Below are 15,914 nucleotides of genomic sequence, written 5' to 3'. Positions count from 1 at the left end.
ATCTGACCGCTTCCGTACCGCCCGAACTTTTCATTCGCGGATCAGACGGCTTCACATTATTAATCATATAATACCTATCGTAAGCATCCCCGGCCATCAAGCCGAAATTGAATTCAACGCCAAAATCAAAGATTGCTGACGATGAATTTCCGCGCGCGTTATGCAATTCTTCGGCGGACAGGTTCTCTATTTTATATTTACAAATTATCTTACCGGACCCGGCAGCGAGCTCGAAATTTTTTGTGATTCTTAACGGGATATTATCCGCATTGCCGTCGCGGGAAAATTGTACCATGACCTTTCCGCCCCTGCGGGAAATTTTTCTGCCGTAATGCCCGAGCACGAAATCCCCTTTCTCATGATATTTCGCTGCGGCAAATTCTTCCAACGTCGTGTCTCCGACGAAATGGTCGATGAAAGAAGCCCGCCGATACCAATCATAGTTCAAGAGTTTCTCCAATCCCGTTTCCTTCGATACCACCATATCATGGATGCTTTGTATTTCATCACCGTTCGATCCAGACGCAGGCTGTCGTTTGAGCTTCTTGTGATAACCTTCCGGACGGCGGCTGAGAATGTCAAGCACATTAAATGGAATTGGTTTATAATCAAGCTCGAAAAGCATCCCCCCTTCTTCCGGCTTGAAGTATGCATCGAGGACATTCGATTCCACCAAAATCTCCTCGGAGCCGTCCCTGTCGAAATCCTCATGAGTAACAGCGATTTTCTTCTTATTCTCCATCTTATCGATCCCGACCTCGGCCTGGATTAGACTTTTATATACGGGGTAACGGAGATTCGGCAGATATAGTCCGCCGAAGATTCCATGCCAATAGGGATCGTTGCACTGCGCCGCCCAGATCTTATCGAGGACGTGATCCATTTTCATGCCCTTGCGTTCCAGAGCGTGGGCGCGTTCTGAAAGGCGGATCATTTTCTTGTGAATATTATTCGACTCCGGATATTTTGCCAGGAAATTTCTCCAGTATCCGCCACGGACAAACTCTTCATAAGTGTCGAAGAGCTTCGCGCTCTTCAGCTTGTTTTCAAATTCCTCGTACTTTTCAAAAAGCTCGGGCCATAATGCCCAATGAAGCATCTCGGAATACGAAGCGTTCTGCAAATATACTCGTCCGATTGGCTTCACTTTCTCGAGGACTTCCGAAAAATGGAGGATGTTTATCCAATCGGAATTTTCTTCCAGTGCGGAGAAGAATTCTTCGAGCCATTTGTCCTCATAAACATGCTTGTGGGTGTTGGGCCAGACACCGAACTTTTCCCCGTCATCCGCATAGACCGCAATTCGTGTACCATCTTCACTCGCGACCGAGCGCAGGTATTCAATCGTCTTCTCAACCGGCTGAAATGGTATCGAATACCTCAGCGATTTACTGATAGGGAAGATGTTGACTGCGCTGCCCTGCTCTTCGGTCACGTAGTAACCGAGTAAATCTTCATCCTTCAGTCCTGCATATTTAAAATGTGTATCGTCGATGACGACCGCGCTTACGCCGCATTCGGCTATCGGCTTTACGATGTGCTGCTCCCAGACTCGCTCGGCCAGCCACATTCCCGTCGGCTTGAATTTGAAATTCTTTTCAATGTACTCATTAAGTTTCCTGATCTGACCAAGTTTATCCTTATCGGGAATGATAGCAAGGATCGGTTCGTAGAAGCCGCCTGTCATCAAACGAACCTGGCCCGACTTTATGAATGATTTCAGTTTTGAGAAAATTTCCGGATGGTTTTTCTTCAACCACTCAAACAGAAACCCCGTGTAATGCTGGGAAATCTTTATTCGGGGAAATTTCTCCAGAACTTCAAGAAAAGGTCTGTACGATTTTTTATACGCTTCCTCAATAACATGATCGAAGTTCCCGATCGGCTGGTGGTTGTGAATTCCTATGACAAGATTTATTTTTTTCATATTCAATCTCTAAAAACTTTTGCCTCGAATCCCGTGGATGAAAAAACAAAGCTAATCTCGTGCGATTCCCCGCTCACTTATTCTATAAGCGCCTACGCTGAAGGGCTCATGCCGTTCGCACACCAGTCACCTTTTGGTTGCAACTGTGGCGCGTAAGATCTAAGAGATCATTTCTCAGGTTTCATTTGCGGAAAGAAAATCACATCTCTGATCGAATCCTGGTTCGTCAGCACCATGGCCAGTCTATCGATGCCGATCCCGAGTCCGGCAGTCGGCGGCATTCCGTATTCAAGTGCACGTAAGAAATCTGCGTCGACGACCATGGCCTCCTCGTCTCCGCGTGCGCGAAGCTTTGCCTGTTCTTCAAAACGAGAGCGCTGATCGAGCGGGTCGTTAAGCTCGGTGAATGCATTTGCCAGCTCGTGCCCGTTGCAAATCAGCTCGAACCTTTCTACCAAACCTTTCGTGGATCGATGACGTTTCGCCAGCGGAGACATTTCAACCGGATAATCGGTTATGAAGGTCGGCTGAATCAGCTTGGGTTCTACGAGCTCCGAAAAAACCGCGTCTATGATTTTTCCGATCCCCATCGATTTTTCCACTTCAACGTGAAGCTTCTTCGCAATATTTGTCAGCTCAATCTCGGATTTATCGGCCATGTTTTCCCCCGTGGACTCTCGGATCGAATCGAGCATCGCAACTCTTTTCCACGGCGGAGTAAAATCTATCTCCCTATCACCGACTTTTACTTTAGAGTTGCCGGCAACACTAATGCAAACAGAATCGACAAGCTGCTCCACCAACTCCATCATCCAGTTATAATCTTTGTATGATACATACAATTCCAGCATTGTGAACTCGGGGTTATGCGATTTGTCCATCCCCTCATTTCTGAAGTCCTTTCCTATCTCATAAACGCCTTCAAATCCTCCCACGATAAGGCGCTTCAAATAGAGTTCATCTGAAATCCGGAGAAACAGATCCATGTCGAGTGCATTGTGATGAGTCATGAACGGACGCGCCGCCGCTCCACCGTACATGGGCTGCAGAATTGGAGTTTCAACCTCCAGGTATCCTTTCTCGTCGAGAAATCTGCGAACGGAACTTATGACCTTTGCGCGTTTCACGAAAGCTTCCCGCACTTCTGGATTTACAACAAGATCAACGTACCTCTGCCTGTATCTAAGCTCCTTATCGGAAAATGGGTCGTAAGTGGCTTTGTTTCCATGCTCGTCGATCTTCTCCTTGACAACCGGGAGCGGGCGGACAGATTTCGTAAGAAGCTCAAGTGACTTCGCATGGATGGAAACTTCTCCCATCTTGGTACGGAAGACAAAACCTTTTATGCCGATGATGTCTCCGATATCCATCAACTTGAACCGATCATAAGACTCGCCGAGATCATCGCGCTTCAGATAAATTTGGATTCTCCCCCTTGAATCCTGGATGTGGCAGAACGAAGCTTTGCCCATTCTTCTAAGAGACATCACCCGCCCGGCGATTGCAACGTCGGCAGGGGGCGCGTCGTCTCTGAATGACTTCAATATGTCCGAAGAATAACTGTCAACTTCAAAGCCGTAAACGTACGGGTTTATGTTTACCCTCTTTAACTCCTCGAGTTCTTCAAGCCTTCTTTTCGTAAGCTCGTTTTGTTCACGAAGATATTCTTCGTGCTCGTTCAATTTTTTTTCTCCAAAGCAGAATATTTGATCAAGATTAATTTCTTCTCTTTGTTATCAAGTTCATTCATTCCTTTGAAGGTGATGTCGTCGACTTCAATCGAATTCACGAAATTGATATTTCGTGCTGCTCTAAGCTCATCATCAATCGTGCCTCCCTTAAGGACAATCAACATTCCAACCGGAATCATTTTATTGCCAATCAACTCAGAAGGCTTCAGAAATCCGCGCGACCACCTTGTAACTTCATTCAGTTTTGCTGCCGCACGGGTTACAACATAATCAAATTTCCCTTGAAATTCATCCAGTTTCGAGAGTTCTTCGGCTCTCCCGTTCACGACTTCCACATTTTCCAACTGCATTTTGTTGACAATATCAGACAGAGCTGCGGTTTTTTTTGCAATCGAATCGAGCAATATAATATTTAGATCCGGACAAAGAATCTTCAGCGGAATCCCCGGCAGCCCGCCGCCGGTACCCAGGTCGAGAATTTTTGCGTCGCGCTTCAGACCTCGATTGAACAAAAATGAAATGCAATTCAAAACATGGCGGGAGTAAAAATTATCTTCGTCTTTTCGCGAAATCATGTTTATGCGGCTGTTCCATAACAGGAGCAGCTTCAGATAAGTCTCGAATGATGTCGCCTGCTCATCGCTGAGCTTTAGACCATTGTCGGCACAAATCGCAAGAAACCACGAAACGTCCTTCATGCAAATCCTCGATGAAGATGGGCGGACCTCGTTTCCCTTATTTCAATTTTCGCCGAGGTCAACGAGTTTCCTCAAAGTGGAGACTTCAGACCTTGTGAGATTACGCCAACCCCCGCGACGCAGATCGTGATGAGTCAATCCAGCATATGAGTATCGATCAAGCTGGACAACGTGTATGTCTATCGATTCGAACATTCTTCTGACAAGATGATGCTTCCCTTCGTGAACCGCGATCCCGACTTCCTTGCCCTCGCTCTCTGGGAGAATATAAAGTTCGTCGGGCACCGTCACTGTGCCATCCAGCATGATTCCCTTTTTCAACTTCGCAAGTTCGCGTTCTCTGATCGGCCTCTCGAGAGTCGCTTTGTAGACTTTCAAAACGAGATGCCTCGGATGCATCAACCGATTTGCAAGCTCGCCGTCGTTGGTCAGAAGCAAAACACCGGTCGTGTTCCGGTCAAGGCGCCCAACAGGATAAACGCGTTCCCTGACCCTTACTACATCGAGGACTCCCCGTCTTCCTTTTTCATCGTGGAGAGTGGTGACTAAATCCTTCGGCTTATTCATCAAGATGTAGACCAGATTTGTCTGATGCCTTATTCCTCTGCCGTCGACCTCTACTCTATCATGGTCCGGGTTGATTTTCATGCCGAGTTCCTTCATCACTCTGCCATTCACTTTTATTCTTCCCGCGAGAATCATTTCATCCGCTTTGCGGCGGGAAGTGACCCCTGAAGATGAGAGATACTTGTTCAGTCTGATTGATGGTCCCTTGCTTACGATGGGCTTGCCGTCAAACTTACGCTTTGGGGCTTGCATCATCCAACGATGTGTCTCGTCTGTCTGCCGCGTCTTTGTCTTTCGAAGGAGCGTCCGACGACGCATCTGTTCCAGAACCCGTCGGGCTCATCGGTTCAGTAGCAACTTCATCTCCGAGAGCAGTTATCTCAAGCTGGATTGATTCTTCCGCCCCTTTGCTCCGGATCTCCTTTATTATCTCCTCTATCTCGCGGAGCTTCGGCAGGTCTTCCAGGTTTCTGAGTCCAAAAATTTTCAGAAATCTCTGGGTCGTCCCGTAAAGAAGCGGTCGACCGACAGTTTCTCCGCGGCCTACAACAGTCACGATTTCTTTCTCGAGAAGGTTGTGAAGAACATAGTCGACATTGACGCCGCGAATTGACTCAATCTCCGGTTTCGTAACCGGTTGCTTGTACGCGATGATCGCAAGCGTTTCCAGCGCAGAGTTGGAGAGTTTGCGCCTTGCCTTTTCCCTGAACAAATAAGAAATCCACTGAGCCAATTCTTTTCGCGTTGCAAACTGGTAGCCCTCGGCAATTTCTATGATACGAAAGCCGCTTCCATCGGCGCCGTATTTATCGTTCAAAGCATCAATCCGCGAAACTATCATATCGGGATTGACGCGCCCGAAAGTATGCGATGCATCAAGAACAGATTTTATGGTTCCGACACTCAACGGTTCGTCCGATGCAAAAATGATCGCTTCGATAATGTGGGCCAGCTCGTCGATGATCTCTTCCCTCGAAGGAAGTTCGTCATTACTTGCTTCGGGCGATTTCACGATTTCTTCCAATCCATCGAGAGATTTTGCGGCAGGCTTACCCTTGTCGCTTGAGATCAAATCGTCGCTGACAGTCTTGTGTGTCTCGTGATCATCTATGTATATGAGCTGACTCCCAACATTTCCTTCGAGATTTTGTTCCGAGTCATTACGATCGACATTTGCGTCACTCAGTTCTTTCAAGGGGTCGCCGACCCCCGGGGCGGGTTCTTCACCGCTATGATCCCGCTTAGACAATTCTTCCAGCATTATCCTCCTCGCCATCAGAAGAATCCTTGGCTGGAGATTTTCCGGATGGTCCTTCGCGCTTTGAAATAATAAAATCATTGAATTCGCCGGCCGTTTGAACCCGGAGAACATGTCTTTTGATCAACTCTAACAGCGCAATAAAGGTAACGACAAGTTTGATCCGCTCGTGAATTTGACTTGCCAATTCGAGGAAATGGACCGGCTTCTTGTCTTCAATCGAACCGAGAAGAAATTCGATCTGTTCCTCCATGGTCACATTTAGCCGCTGTATGTTGTGGTACGGAGTCGTGTCCAGCTTGTCCATGACCTTCTTGAACGCCGTGATGAGATCAACCAGAGTAGCATTCTTCAATTCTTCCGTATCCGGTGAACTATATTGCCGCTCGTCCTGCCTGAAATACGATCGATAGAGAAGTTTGTTCCCTTCTTCTTCGAGATGCCCGAAGTTTCTCGCCGCCTCCTTGAAGCGCGCGTACTCAGCAATCCTGTCCGCCAGTTCTTTCCGCGGATCTTCCTCAATTAGTCCTTCAATCCCTTCTTCATGCGGCAAGAGCATTTTCACTTTTATCTGCATCAGGGTTGCCGCCATGACGAGGAAGTCACCGACCAACTCAAGATCAAGCAGTTGCATGATATGAATGTATTCCAGAAATTCTTTCGCGATTCGCGCGATCGGAATGTCGTAAATGTCAAGCTGATCTCGTTTGATAAAAAATAAGAGCAGATCGAGAGGCCCTTCAAAGTCGTTCAGTTTTACCCTGTAGCTCATCGAATATTTACCGCCTGGAAAACTTCCGCCAACTTTTCATTGTGCATATTTCGCCAAACGTATCCGCCTGCCGCGGACACTTTTATTTTCCAGTTCATCCCATCTTCATTGCTTGATGTACTTCCGTCATCGTTTTCTGAGCAGCCAATCGTGCGCGGTCCTCACCATTCTTCAGAATTTTTTTCACCTCTTCCGGCTTAGCTTCGTAATGTTTGCGCCGCTCTCTGAACGGATTCAGAAACTCATTGATTTTTTCCGCCGCCCTCATTTTGCAGTCTACGCAGCCAAGCTGCCCGCTCTCGCATCCGCGCCGAATTTCCTGCTCTTCGGCAGGATTGAACTTTTGATGGTACATAAAAACGAGGCAGATGTCAGGCCTTCCGGGATCGCCTTTGCGGATCTTCTGCGGGTCAGTAACCGCTTTCTTCATTTTCTTCTTCACTTCATCAGAAGAATCGGAAAGCAATATGGTATTCCCTACCGATTTGCTCATCCTCTTCCCATCGAGCCCCGGGAGCCGGGCAAACTTCGTCAGCTTCCCTACCGGCTCCGGAAAAACCTGCGCGTATTGCCGGTTGAACTCACGCGCAATCTCGCGAGTGATTTCAATGTGCGGCAGCTGATCTTCACCGACAGGCACTACCTCTCCTTTATATAGAAGTATGTCTCCCGCCTGCAGCACAGGATAACCCAGATAGCCGTAGCTTATCGGGCCAAGGTCCAGATCACGGACCTGCTCCTTCAGAGTCGGATTCCGCTCAAGCCTTGATTTCGTGATCAACATTGAAAAGATCAGGTGCAGCTCAGTGTGTTCCTTTACCTGCGACTGTCTGAAAATGGGACTGCGTTCCGGATCAATTCCCGCAGCGAGCCAATCGAGAATCATTTCAACCGAATAAGAATAGATTTGTGTCGAATCAAGGTTAGTCGTCAAGACGTGATAGTCGGCAATCAAATGGTAATTAGAATAGCCGCCATCGTTTTGAAGTGCAACCCAGTTTTCAAGTGCGCCGGTCCAGTGGCCAAGATGCAGCTTCCCTGTGGGACGCATCCCGCTCAGAATAATTTTCTTTTTTAAATCAGTCATCCAGAAACAAAATTAATGTAAGTAAGTGATCCGCCTGCGGCGGTCGACGAAAACAAAAAAAATTTGCCGCTCCTGTTATGCGTCATGCCACATCATTCAACAGAACGTGTTGTCGGAGCGGAACAATTAAACGACCTAAGTTCAATGGAAAAATTCGGTATAACTTGCGATTTATATTTTCGCGTGCCTAATTTACGAAATATTTCTACTTCATAAAAAGGTACGGCTTCCACTTCTCATCTATTCTTCCGACGAAGTGCCTGATGAACGTAACGTGGTTCGGCCTGCGGGGCATCGAGAGGAGCTTCAATCCTGCTTCTTCTGGAGTCCGGTCGCCTTTCTTGTTGTTGCACTTCATGCAGGCACAAACGAGGTTCTCCCAGCTTTCATCGCCCCCGCGTGTCCGCGGAATAACATGGTCGATGGTCAGCGGCAGGTCTCCGCGGCCGCAATACTGGCACCGATTTCCGTCACGCCTCAATATATTTTTCCGCGATAAGATTACCCGTTTGTGCGGCACCCGATAGTAAACCGAAAGCCTGAGAATGCTCGGCATCGGCATGGATGTCGTAACTGATCGGAGAATTCTTCCGTCATAACGTTCGATCAACTCAGCTTTCCCCAGGTATAGCAGAATGACCGCTTTTTTCCAGCTGCAAACCGTAAGCGGCTCGTAGTTTTGATTTAAAAGTAATACTTTACCGTATGATCTCTCGTGATCATACCGATCAATTCTTTGCTCATAATTTTGGCTGAAGACTCAAGCACCTCCTTTTCATTGTCCGCCACAGGCGGCTCACTTCATGAAATTACTCTGCACGCACCGACAAAACCCGAGAATAACTTCCTGCTAAAATTTTCTCTTCGTGGGTCGAGGCTGCTGATCTTAATGAATCCCGATGAGTGAATGAACTCTTTATTTCGACCAAAATATATCGCGACATGACTAATTTTATTGCCATTTGATGAAAAAAACAATAAATCTCCTGGTCTCACCTTGTTGAGAGTCCTTCCTACGAATTTTCCGGCTGAAAATTGGAGGTCAGTGTCCCGGGGCAGCTCGATACCGTTTAACCGAAACACTGTCTGCACAAAACCTGAACAATCGAAGCCTTTGGCACTTCTTCCACCCCAGACATAAGAGATCCCTTCAAAGTTCTTTGCCGTCGCGAACAAATTCCTCATCGAAAATCTTTTCGCCAGTGGCGAAACCGACACATCCGATTTTTTTACATAAGCTGAAGGGCCATCCGGCAGCTTCACCTCAAAAAAAATTCCCTCTTGTCCCACCATGATAAGTTCGCTACCGAATACCGCCTCACGAACTGCGGGTGAATTTATCGACGGCTTTTCAAATAGAGAAGATATTCTCTCGACCACATAAGCTTTCATAAATGATCGGTATTTTTTGAACTCGTCCTCCGGGAATAGAGTGACTTGATTCGAAGACACCCACCCAATGTATCCGTCCGCATGTAATCTTACCCTTATCCAATCTCCTATCGAAGACCGAGTCCGCGGAAAAATCTGAAGAGCATCGAAACTTTCTCCGTACAAAACTTGAGTGACCTGTTCACTGGAAGAAGTACTTGATCTTCTTACGGGCGCGACGCCGACATGGCAGACGCCTTTCACGAAATTCCCGACCGACCTGTCGGGCAATAGAGATACTTTTATCTTAAATACAGGATTTGACCGGACCGACATTCTCTCATAAGCTCGAGAAACGGAAATCGCATTGCGCAGGGAATCGGTAAAGACGTGTAGAAAATCTTTCGTGTATCGAAATTCTAAGACGGAATACCGCGCGTCGATTCGCGTAGATTTCTTTAACTTTTTTTCAAATTCTCTGTAAATCCGGAAACTGCGTTCCATCTTAGTCATTCCATAAAAAATATATCGAAAGTCGGCACTTCAAGCAATAATCAGGAAAAGATGCCGGCACCATGAACTATTCACCATTATCTCTTGAAGTTCATCGGATAGAAAATTAAATTTTGAGTCGCTTATCAAAAAATTTCGAGGTAGTCGTGAAAATTTTTGTCTGTGTCAACCAGGTTCCGGACACTGAAACGAAAGTGAAAGTCGGGCAGGACGGCAAAACTATTGACCGGTCCGAAATCAACGTCATTCTGAATCCGTACGATGAATTCGCGGTCGAGGCTGCGCTTCAGATCAAAGACAAAACCCCTTCCGAAGTAACCTACGTTACGGTTGGCGGCGATTCCAGCAAAGAAGTTATTCGCAAAGCTCTCGCAATGGGCGGGGACAAAGGAATCCTCGTCAAAACCGACAGCGTTGGAGATTCTTATTCGGTAGCGTCGGCAATCGCTTCGGCTCTTAAAGATTCCGGGGCCGAGATAATTTTCTTTGGGAAACAGTCGATCGACTACGACGATGCGGCGGTAGGCACCATGGTCGCAGAAATGTTAGGACTTCCATCGGCGTCCGTCGTGGTAAAGCTCGATGTAAACGGAAGCGACAAAAAAGTTGTCTGTGAAAGAGAAATAGAAGGCGGGAAGGAAACCGTCGAGTTGACTTTGCCGTGCGTGATAACGGCTCAAAAGGGGTTGAACGAGCCGCGTTATCCCGCGCTGAAAGGAATTATGGCGGCAAAAACAAAACCGATCCAGGAAGTTGCGGCTCCTGCCCTTGAATCGCTCACTGAAATTGTTGAAATGAGAAAGCCGTCCGCAAAGCAACAGGGAAAAATCATCGGCACCGACAAGACGGCGGTCCCTGAGCTTGTAAGGCTTCTTCATGAGGAAGCAAAAGTCATATAAAAATCTGAGGAATGGGGGAATAGATGAAAATCATTGCATTTGCAGAACAACGTGAAAGCAAGTTTAAGAAAGTCGCATTCGAAGCGGTTCACGCCGCTGCGCGGCTCGCGGATCAACTGGGTGCGGAAGCATCCGCTCTGGTAATTGGGAAAAATGTAGAAAAGATCGCAGCCGAACTGGGAGGGTACGGAATCAAGAAAGTTTATGTCGCAGAAGATGAGAGACTGGATCTCTACTCTACTACCTCATACGCAAAAATTGTCGCGGATATTGTTTCGTCTATATCGGCGGACATGGTGCTTCTTCCCGCAAGCGCAATGGGTAAAGATCTCGGGGCACGGGTCGCCGCAAAATTGAAAGCCGGTCTCGCAGCGGATTGCGTCGCATTCAAAGTCGATGGCGGAGAGGTCATCGCAACGAGACCGGTATATGCCGGCAAGGCACTGATTGATCTGAAATTAAAATCCGCAAAAAAGGTTTTCACTTTAAGACCAAACGTCTTCAACCCGGGAAACGCAGATGGATCTTCTGCAGAAGTGGAAAAAGTTGGCGTAAATTTGCAGGAATCGGATTTTTCTTCGAGAGTGACGGGCGTGTCAGTGTCCAAAGGAGGAAGGCCCGACCTTACTGAAGCCGACATCATTGTTTCCGGCGGAAGGGGACTCGGCGGTCCGGACAATTTCAGGATGATCGAGGAGGTGGCCGATGTGTTGGGAGCTGCGGTCGGTGCATCGAGAGCCGTCGTAGACGCGGGATGGAGACCACATGGCGATCAAGTCGGACAAACAGGAAAAACCGTTTCGCCATCCCTGTATGTCGCAGTAGCGATCTCCGGAGCAATACAGCATCTTGCAGGAATGTCTTCCTCAAAGTACATTGTAGCTATCAACAAAGATAAGGAGGCGCCGATCTTCCAGGTTGCAGATTACGGAATTGTCGGCGATGCATTTGAAGTAGTCCCCGAGTTGACGATTCAATTGAAAAAGGTTCTTGGAAAAGAGTAAGCCTTTCTGCAAATTTAGGAAGGAATTGGAATTTGGACAAAGTAATGGTAGACATACTCGGACTTTCGCCGAGCCCGTCAAGTCCGGGAGCATATACACTGATATTGAAAGAGACGGAAGGAGAGCGAAGACTTCCAATAATCATCGGACAATTCGAGGCCCAGGCGATCGCGCTCGAGTTGGAGGGGATAAAACCGCCGAGGCCTCTTACTCACGACCTGGTGAAAAACGTCCTCGAGTCGCTCGGGACAAATCTTTCAGATGTGATAATTAGCGAGTTACGTGAAGGAACCTTCTTCGCGCGGCTGAACGTCGAGGGAAATTCATCGAGCCATGAGATAGACGCGCGGCCGAGCGACGCGATTGCGATCGCGATAAGATTCGGCGTCCCGATTTACGTTGCGGAGGCCGTCATGGAAGAAGCATCGGGCGTTCCTGAAGCCGAAGAGGGCGAACAAGAAACGGAATCCGAATCAAAACCGGACAAACCGAAGAAAAGCAAATCTCCCGCCCACACGAAAGAATCCAAAATGGAGCAGCTTCAGAAGGAATTGACAGATGCTATAAGCCGAGAGGATTACGAAAGGGCCGCAAAACTCCGCGACGAGATCAGGCGGCTCCAGCTCGGCGACTGATTCACACCTAAACCATAATCGGAGTTCAGATGAAATCCGCATTAGCTCTTGCCTCATTCATATGTGCTTTCACATTTCTCCAACCCCAAAAGGATCCACTGACCGACACGCTCAAATCGAGCGACGACTTGTATTTCAGGTTCGACAACAAGGGTGCATATGAAGTCCTCATAGACGCAAACAAAAATTTTCCTCACAACGCAGATGTCCTTTGGCGATTAAGCCGGGTTGAAGTTCACATAGGCGACCGAATGCCTGCTTCAACCGATGATCAGAAGAACGAACAGATTAAAGTTTATCAAGCAGCACTCAGTTACGCGGACTCTGCGGTCGCAGCCGATCCTAAGAATTCGATGGCATATACTTATCGTGCAGCCGCAAACGGAAAGATTGCTCTTTTCAAGGGCGTGTTCAGCGTTGCGCCGGTAGTCAAACAAGTTCGCGACGACTGTGAGCGGGCGATCTCTTTAGATCCCAACAACTCAATCGCATATTACATCCTCGGGAGAACTCACGCGAAATTGGCAGAGAAACCATCGGTCTTTCGATGGCCTCTTGGTTTGTCGTGGGGAAATTTAGATGACGCGATCAGATTCTATCAGAAGGCAGTGTCGCTCGACCCGAACTTCGTAATGTTCCGCCTCGATCTTGCTAAAGCCTATGTCACCGACGATGAATATCAAAAGGCGCGTGACGAGTTGAATGCGATTCCCCCCATTCCGAAGCGGGACGAAGGTGATGACTCTCTAAAAGTGGAAGCACAGAAAATTCTTCAGGAAATAAATAATAAATAGCATGCACTAAAAAACTGTTCTGCTCCAGATAGAAATGACGTGACAGTTGTCTTCCGCCAACTGCAAACTGTTCTGTTGCTTTATGATATGATCAGTACTTTAGGAAGCCTAGTTAAGTCAGTAATAAAACCAACCATGAGTTACTAGTTAAGAAATGAGGACACAAAAAATATTTCTCGTATTGGGAGCAATCTTATTTGTTCTTCTGTCATACAGAGACGCAAATTCCCAGAACTTTTTGCAATACAGATATAATTTTAAACTAGATAAATGGAAATTTCATAAAGGAGAAATTCATTCAGCGGAAAGCGGAGGAACAATCGATGAAACCGGCTGGCAAGATATCACTGTCCCCCACACTTGGAATTCACAGGATGTTTTAACCGACGGGCCCAATTATTATCAAGGAATTGGCTGGTACAGGACTAACTTTATGTTAAACCGCGATAACAAATCGAGCAGATATTTTATTCGGTTCGAAGGCGTGTCATTGGTTTGTGATGTGTTTTTCAACGGCATTTATCTGGGCACGCATAAAGGCGGCTATTCGGCATTTATTTACGAAATAACACCTTATATCAAAAATGGTGAGAAGAATTATCTATCTGTCAAAGTGAACAACGCAACACAATTAGATGTTGCCCCATCCGGCACGTATTTATATCCTATCTTTGGGGGCATATACAGGCCTGTAACAATTTTTAGTACCCCTGATCTCTGTATTTCCCCGCTCGACCATGCTTCGAGCGGTACTTATATTTCATCTGATACCATATCAAACGAATCCGCAAGTATAAATATTCAAACACTCGTCAATTACCGCTCATTACCAATTGTGCAAACCAAATCGACGGAGTTAGTGCCGCCTATAGGGAAAAAGGGGATAGGCCTTTACGGTGAGTACTATTCCAATCCTGAGTTTGAAGGGAAACCTCTTCATTCCAGGGTGGATGAAGAAATACTTTTCAATTATGGGAACGGTGCTCCCTTCGACGATATGCCGGCTGATAGGTTTTCGATTGCGTGGACAGGTCGTTTTATTCCCAAAAATTCAGGAGCTTACCGCTTCATACTGAAAAGTGATGATGGATCAAGATTGTATTTAGACAGGAAAATGGTGATCGATAATTGGGGCGCTCACGCTGCGTTGGAAAAAACATTTGATACAACTTTGGAAGCGGGGAGAGAAATCCGGGTGAAAATAGAATACAATCAGTTAGGCGGAGGAGCTTCCGTAATGTTCGGCTGGTCATATCAAAAACAAGATAGTGTTCCCGTTGAAGCTTTTCTTTCTGCTGAAATTACTGATAGTACGGGGAAAGCAGTTACAGCGGCTAAGAAAGAAATCTCTATCGAGAATAATTCTGAAATAAAAGAAAATCAGAATTTGCACATCAGTAATCCACGACTTTGGGATGCAAAGAGTGACCCTTATCTGTACAAAGTAAAAGTGACCATTTCGGATATAGATGGAAATCCTATCGATGAACTGGAACAACCTTTGGGTGTAAGATATTATCGTGTCGATAGGGATAGCGGCCTTATTTTGAATGGGAAACCTTATGATTTGTACGGAGTTTGTCGTCACCAGGAGTGGGAAGGAAAAGGACCGGCGTTAAGTGACGAGGAAAATGAAAAAGATTTTGAACTTATAAAAGAAATAGGAGCCAACGGGATACGATTTGCGCATTATCAGCAGGCAGATATCATGTATCGTCTATGCGACGAGAATGGTCTGGTTGCTTGGGCTGAAATCCCCAATACGCCTGCCTACCGTGGAAATATCCCCGGCTATTTACAGAACTGCAAAGAACAGTTGGCAGAATTAATAAAACAAAACTACAATCATCCTTCCATCCTGTTTTGGGGATTATATAACGAAATCGATATCCCTGCAAGTTATGTAAGAACTCTCAATGAGACTGCGAAAAGTCTTGATCAGTTCCGGTTAACCACCCAGGCAGACTTTGTTCAACCGACAGAACGGCATTCTGTAACCGACGTAGTGGCATGGAATTGGTATTTTGGTTGGTACTATGGCAATTTCACCGACTATCGCACTTGGTACGACAAGCTGCATAAGGAACATCCCGAGTTAAAAGGAGGCCTTAGCGAATATGGAGCTGAAGCATGCATTTCGCAACAGGAGGAAAACCCTAGCCGCCCTGATCCTCAAGGTAGATGTTTCCCAGAGCAATATCAGAACCTGTACCATGAAGAAGTTTGGCGTAATATAAAAAACCGGAGAGATATCTGGTGTAAGTTTGTTTGGAATATGTTTGATTTCAGTTGGACCTATGCCACCCGTGGTGATAAACCTTACATGAATTACAAAGGTTTGGTTACGCACGACCGGCAAACAAAGAAAGACGCCTTTTACTTCTATAAAGCCAATTGGTCCGATGAACCAACATTGCACATTGTTAGCAAGCGCGACGCCGACAGAAAAGATCCGAATGTTCAGGTAGCAGTTTATACCAACCTGAATGAGGTTGAACTCTATGTGAATGGCGAGTTTATTTCCAAGAAGCCTATGGATTCCGATATTCATAAAATCGCCTGGGAAAACATCAGACTAAGGCAAGGTCAGAACCAAATTAGCGTTATTGGGATGACAGATGAAAAAAAGTATGCGGATTATTGTGAATGGTATTATAATAAGAAGTAAAACAGCACACGACAACGGATGGAATTACGG

The 15,914-nt window shown here is 46.6% G+C and carries 14 protein-coding genes; 5 read left to right on the top strand and 9 right to left on the bottom strand.

Going from position 1 to position 15,914, the window contains the following annotated elements; genetic code table 11:
* The 9 genes from VLX91_07895 to VLX91_07855 all read right to left on the bottom strand — a co-directional run.
* A partial coding sequence (locus VLX91_07895; GenBank protein ID HUI30124.1) for an alpha-amylase/4-alpha-glucanotransferase domain-containing protein occupies positions 1-1,927 on the bottom strand: 1,927 nt, incomplete at its 3' end.
* A gap of 167 nt (positions 1,928-2,094) precedes the next feature.
* Positions 2,095-3,609, bottom strand: coding sequence for a lysine--tRNA ligase (lysS, locus tag VLX91_07890; protein ID HUI30123.1), 1,515 nt, complete (start codon positions 3,607-3,609; stop codon positions 2,095-2,097).
* The gene (gene rsmG / locus VLX91_07885; protein HUI30122.1) at positions 3,606-4,316 is read right to left on the bottom strand and encodes a 16S rRNA (guanine(527)-N(7))-methyltransferase RsmG; all 711 of its coding nucleotides are present in this window, start codon (positions 4,314-4,316) and stop codon (positions 3,606-3,608) included. The genes lysS and rsmG overlap by 4 nt, the downstream gene beginning before the upstream one ends.
* Positions 4,317-4,358: 42 nt before the next feature.
* Positions 4,359-5,138: a pseudouridine synthase gene (locus VLX91_07880; protein ID HUI30121.1), complete on the bottom strand. Its 780-nt coding sequence runs from the start codon at positions 5,136-5,138 to the stop codon at positions 4,359-4,361.
* Positions 5,116-6,144 (bottom strand): SMC-Scp complex subunit ScpB, encoded by a 1,029-nt coding sequence (scpB, locus tag VLX91_07875; protein ID HUI30120.1) that lies wholly within the window; start codon positions 6,142-6,144, stop codon positions 5,116-5,118. The genes VLX91_07880 and scpB overlap by 23 nt, the downstream gene beginning before the upstream one ends.
* Positions 6,125-6,913, bottom strand: coding sequence for a segregation/condensation protein A (locus tag VLX91_07870; GenBank protein ID HUI30119.1), 789 nt, complete (start codon positions 6,911-6,913; stop codon positions 6,125-6,127). The genes scpB and VLX91_07870 overlap by 20 nt, the downstream gene beginning before the upstream one ends.
* Before the next feature lie 94 nt (positions 6,914-7,007).
* Positions 7,008-8,000, bottom strand: coding sequence for a tryptophan--tRNA ligase (gene trpS, locus VLX91_07865; protein ID HUI30118.1), 993 nt, complete (start codon positions 7,998-8,000; stop codon positions 7,008-7,010).
* A 205-nt stretch (positions 8,001-8,205) separates the two neighbouring features.
* Entirely contained in the window at positions 8,206-8,610 is a 405-nt protein-coding gene (locus tag VLX91_07860) for an HNH endonuclease (protein ID HUI30117.1), read from the bottom strand.
* A 191-nt stretch (positions 8,611-8,801) separates the two neighbouring features.
* Positions 8,802-9,875: an NlpC/P60 family protein gene (locus VLX91_07855; protein ID HUI30116.1), complete on the bottom strand. Its 1,074-nt coding sequence runs from the start codon at positions 9,873-9,875 to the stop codon at positions 8,802-8,804.
* A 155-nt stretch (positions 9,876-10,030) separates the two neighbouring features.
* Between VLX91_07855 and VLX91_07850 the strand changes: the two genes are divergently transcribed.
* The 5 genes from VLX91_07850 (at position 10,031) to VLX91_07830 (ending at position 15,884) form a co-directional block, all read left to right on the top strand.
* Positions 10,031-10,783: an electron transfer flavoprotein subunit beta/FixA family protein gene (locus VLX91_07850; protein HUI30115.1), complete on the top strand. Its 753-nt coding sequence runs from the start codon at positions 10,031-10,033 to the stop codon at positions 10,781-10,783.
* Positions 10,784-10,806: 23 nt separating this feature from the next.
* On the top strand, positions 10,807-11,787 hold the full coding sequence (locus VLX91_07845) for an electron transfer flavoprotein subunit alpha/FixB family protein (protein ID HUI30114.1): 981 nt from the start codon (positions 10,807-10,809) through the stop codon (positions 11,785-11,787).
* 44 nt (positions 11,788-11,831) lie between these two features.
* Positions 11,832-12,422 carry a bifunctional nuclease family protein gene (locus VLX91_07840; GenBank protein HUI30113.1) on the top strand — a complete coding sequence of 197 codons (591 nt, stop codon included), beginning with the start codon at positions 11,832-11,834 and terminating at the stop codon, positions 12,420-12,422.
* A 29-nt stretch (positions 12,423-12,451) separates the two neighbouring features.
* Entirely contained in the window at positions 12,452-13,216 is a 765-nt protein-coding gene (locus tag VLX91_07835) for a tetratricopeptide repeat protein (GenBank protein ID HUI30112.1), read from the top strand.
* Between the two features lie 238 nt (positions 13,217-13,454).
* Positions 13,455-15,884, top strand: a complete 2,430-nt coding sequence (locus tag VLX91_07830) for a glycoside hydrolase family 2 TIM barrel-domain containing protein (protein HUI30111.1) — start codon at positions 13,455-13,457, stop codon at positions 15,882-15,884.
* Positions 15,885-15,914 lie beyond the last annotated feature (30 nt).

The organism is Candidatus Acidiferrales bacterium (genome assembly GCA_035515795.1).
In the GTDB taxonomy this organism is placed as follows: Bacteria; Bacteroidota; Ignavibacteria; order Kryptoniales; family JAKASW01; genus JAKASW01.
The sequence above is the reverse complement of the archived record's forward strand: the minus strand, read 5'-3'. Positions and strand labels throughout refer to the sequence as shown.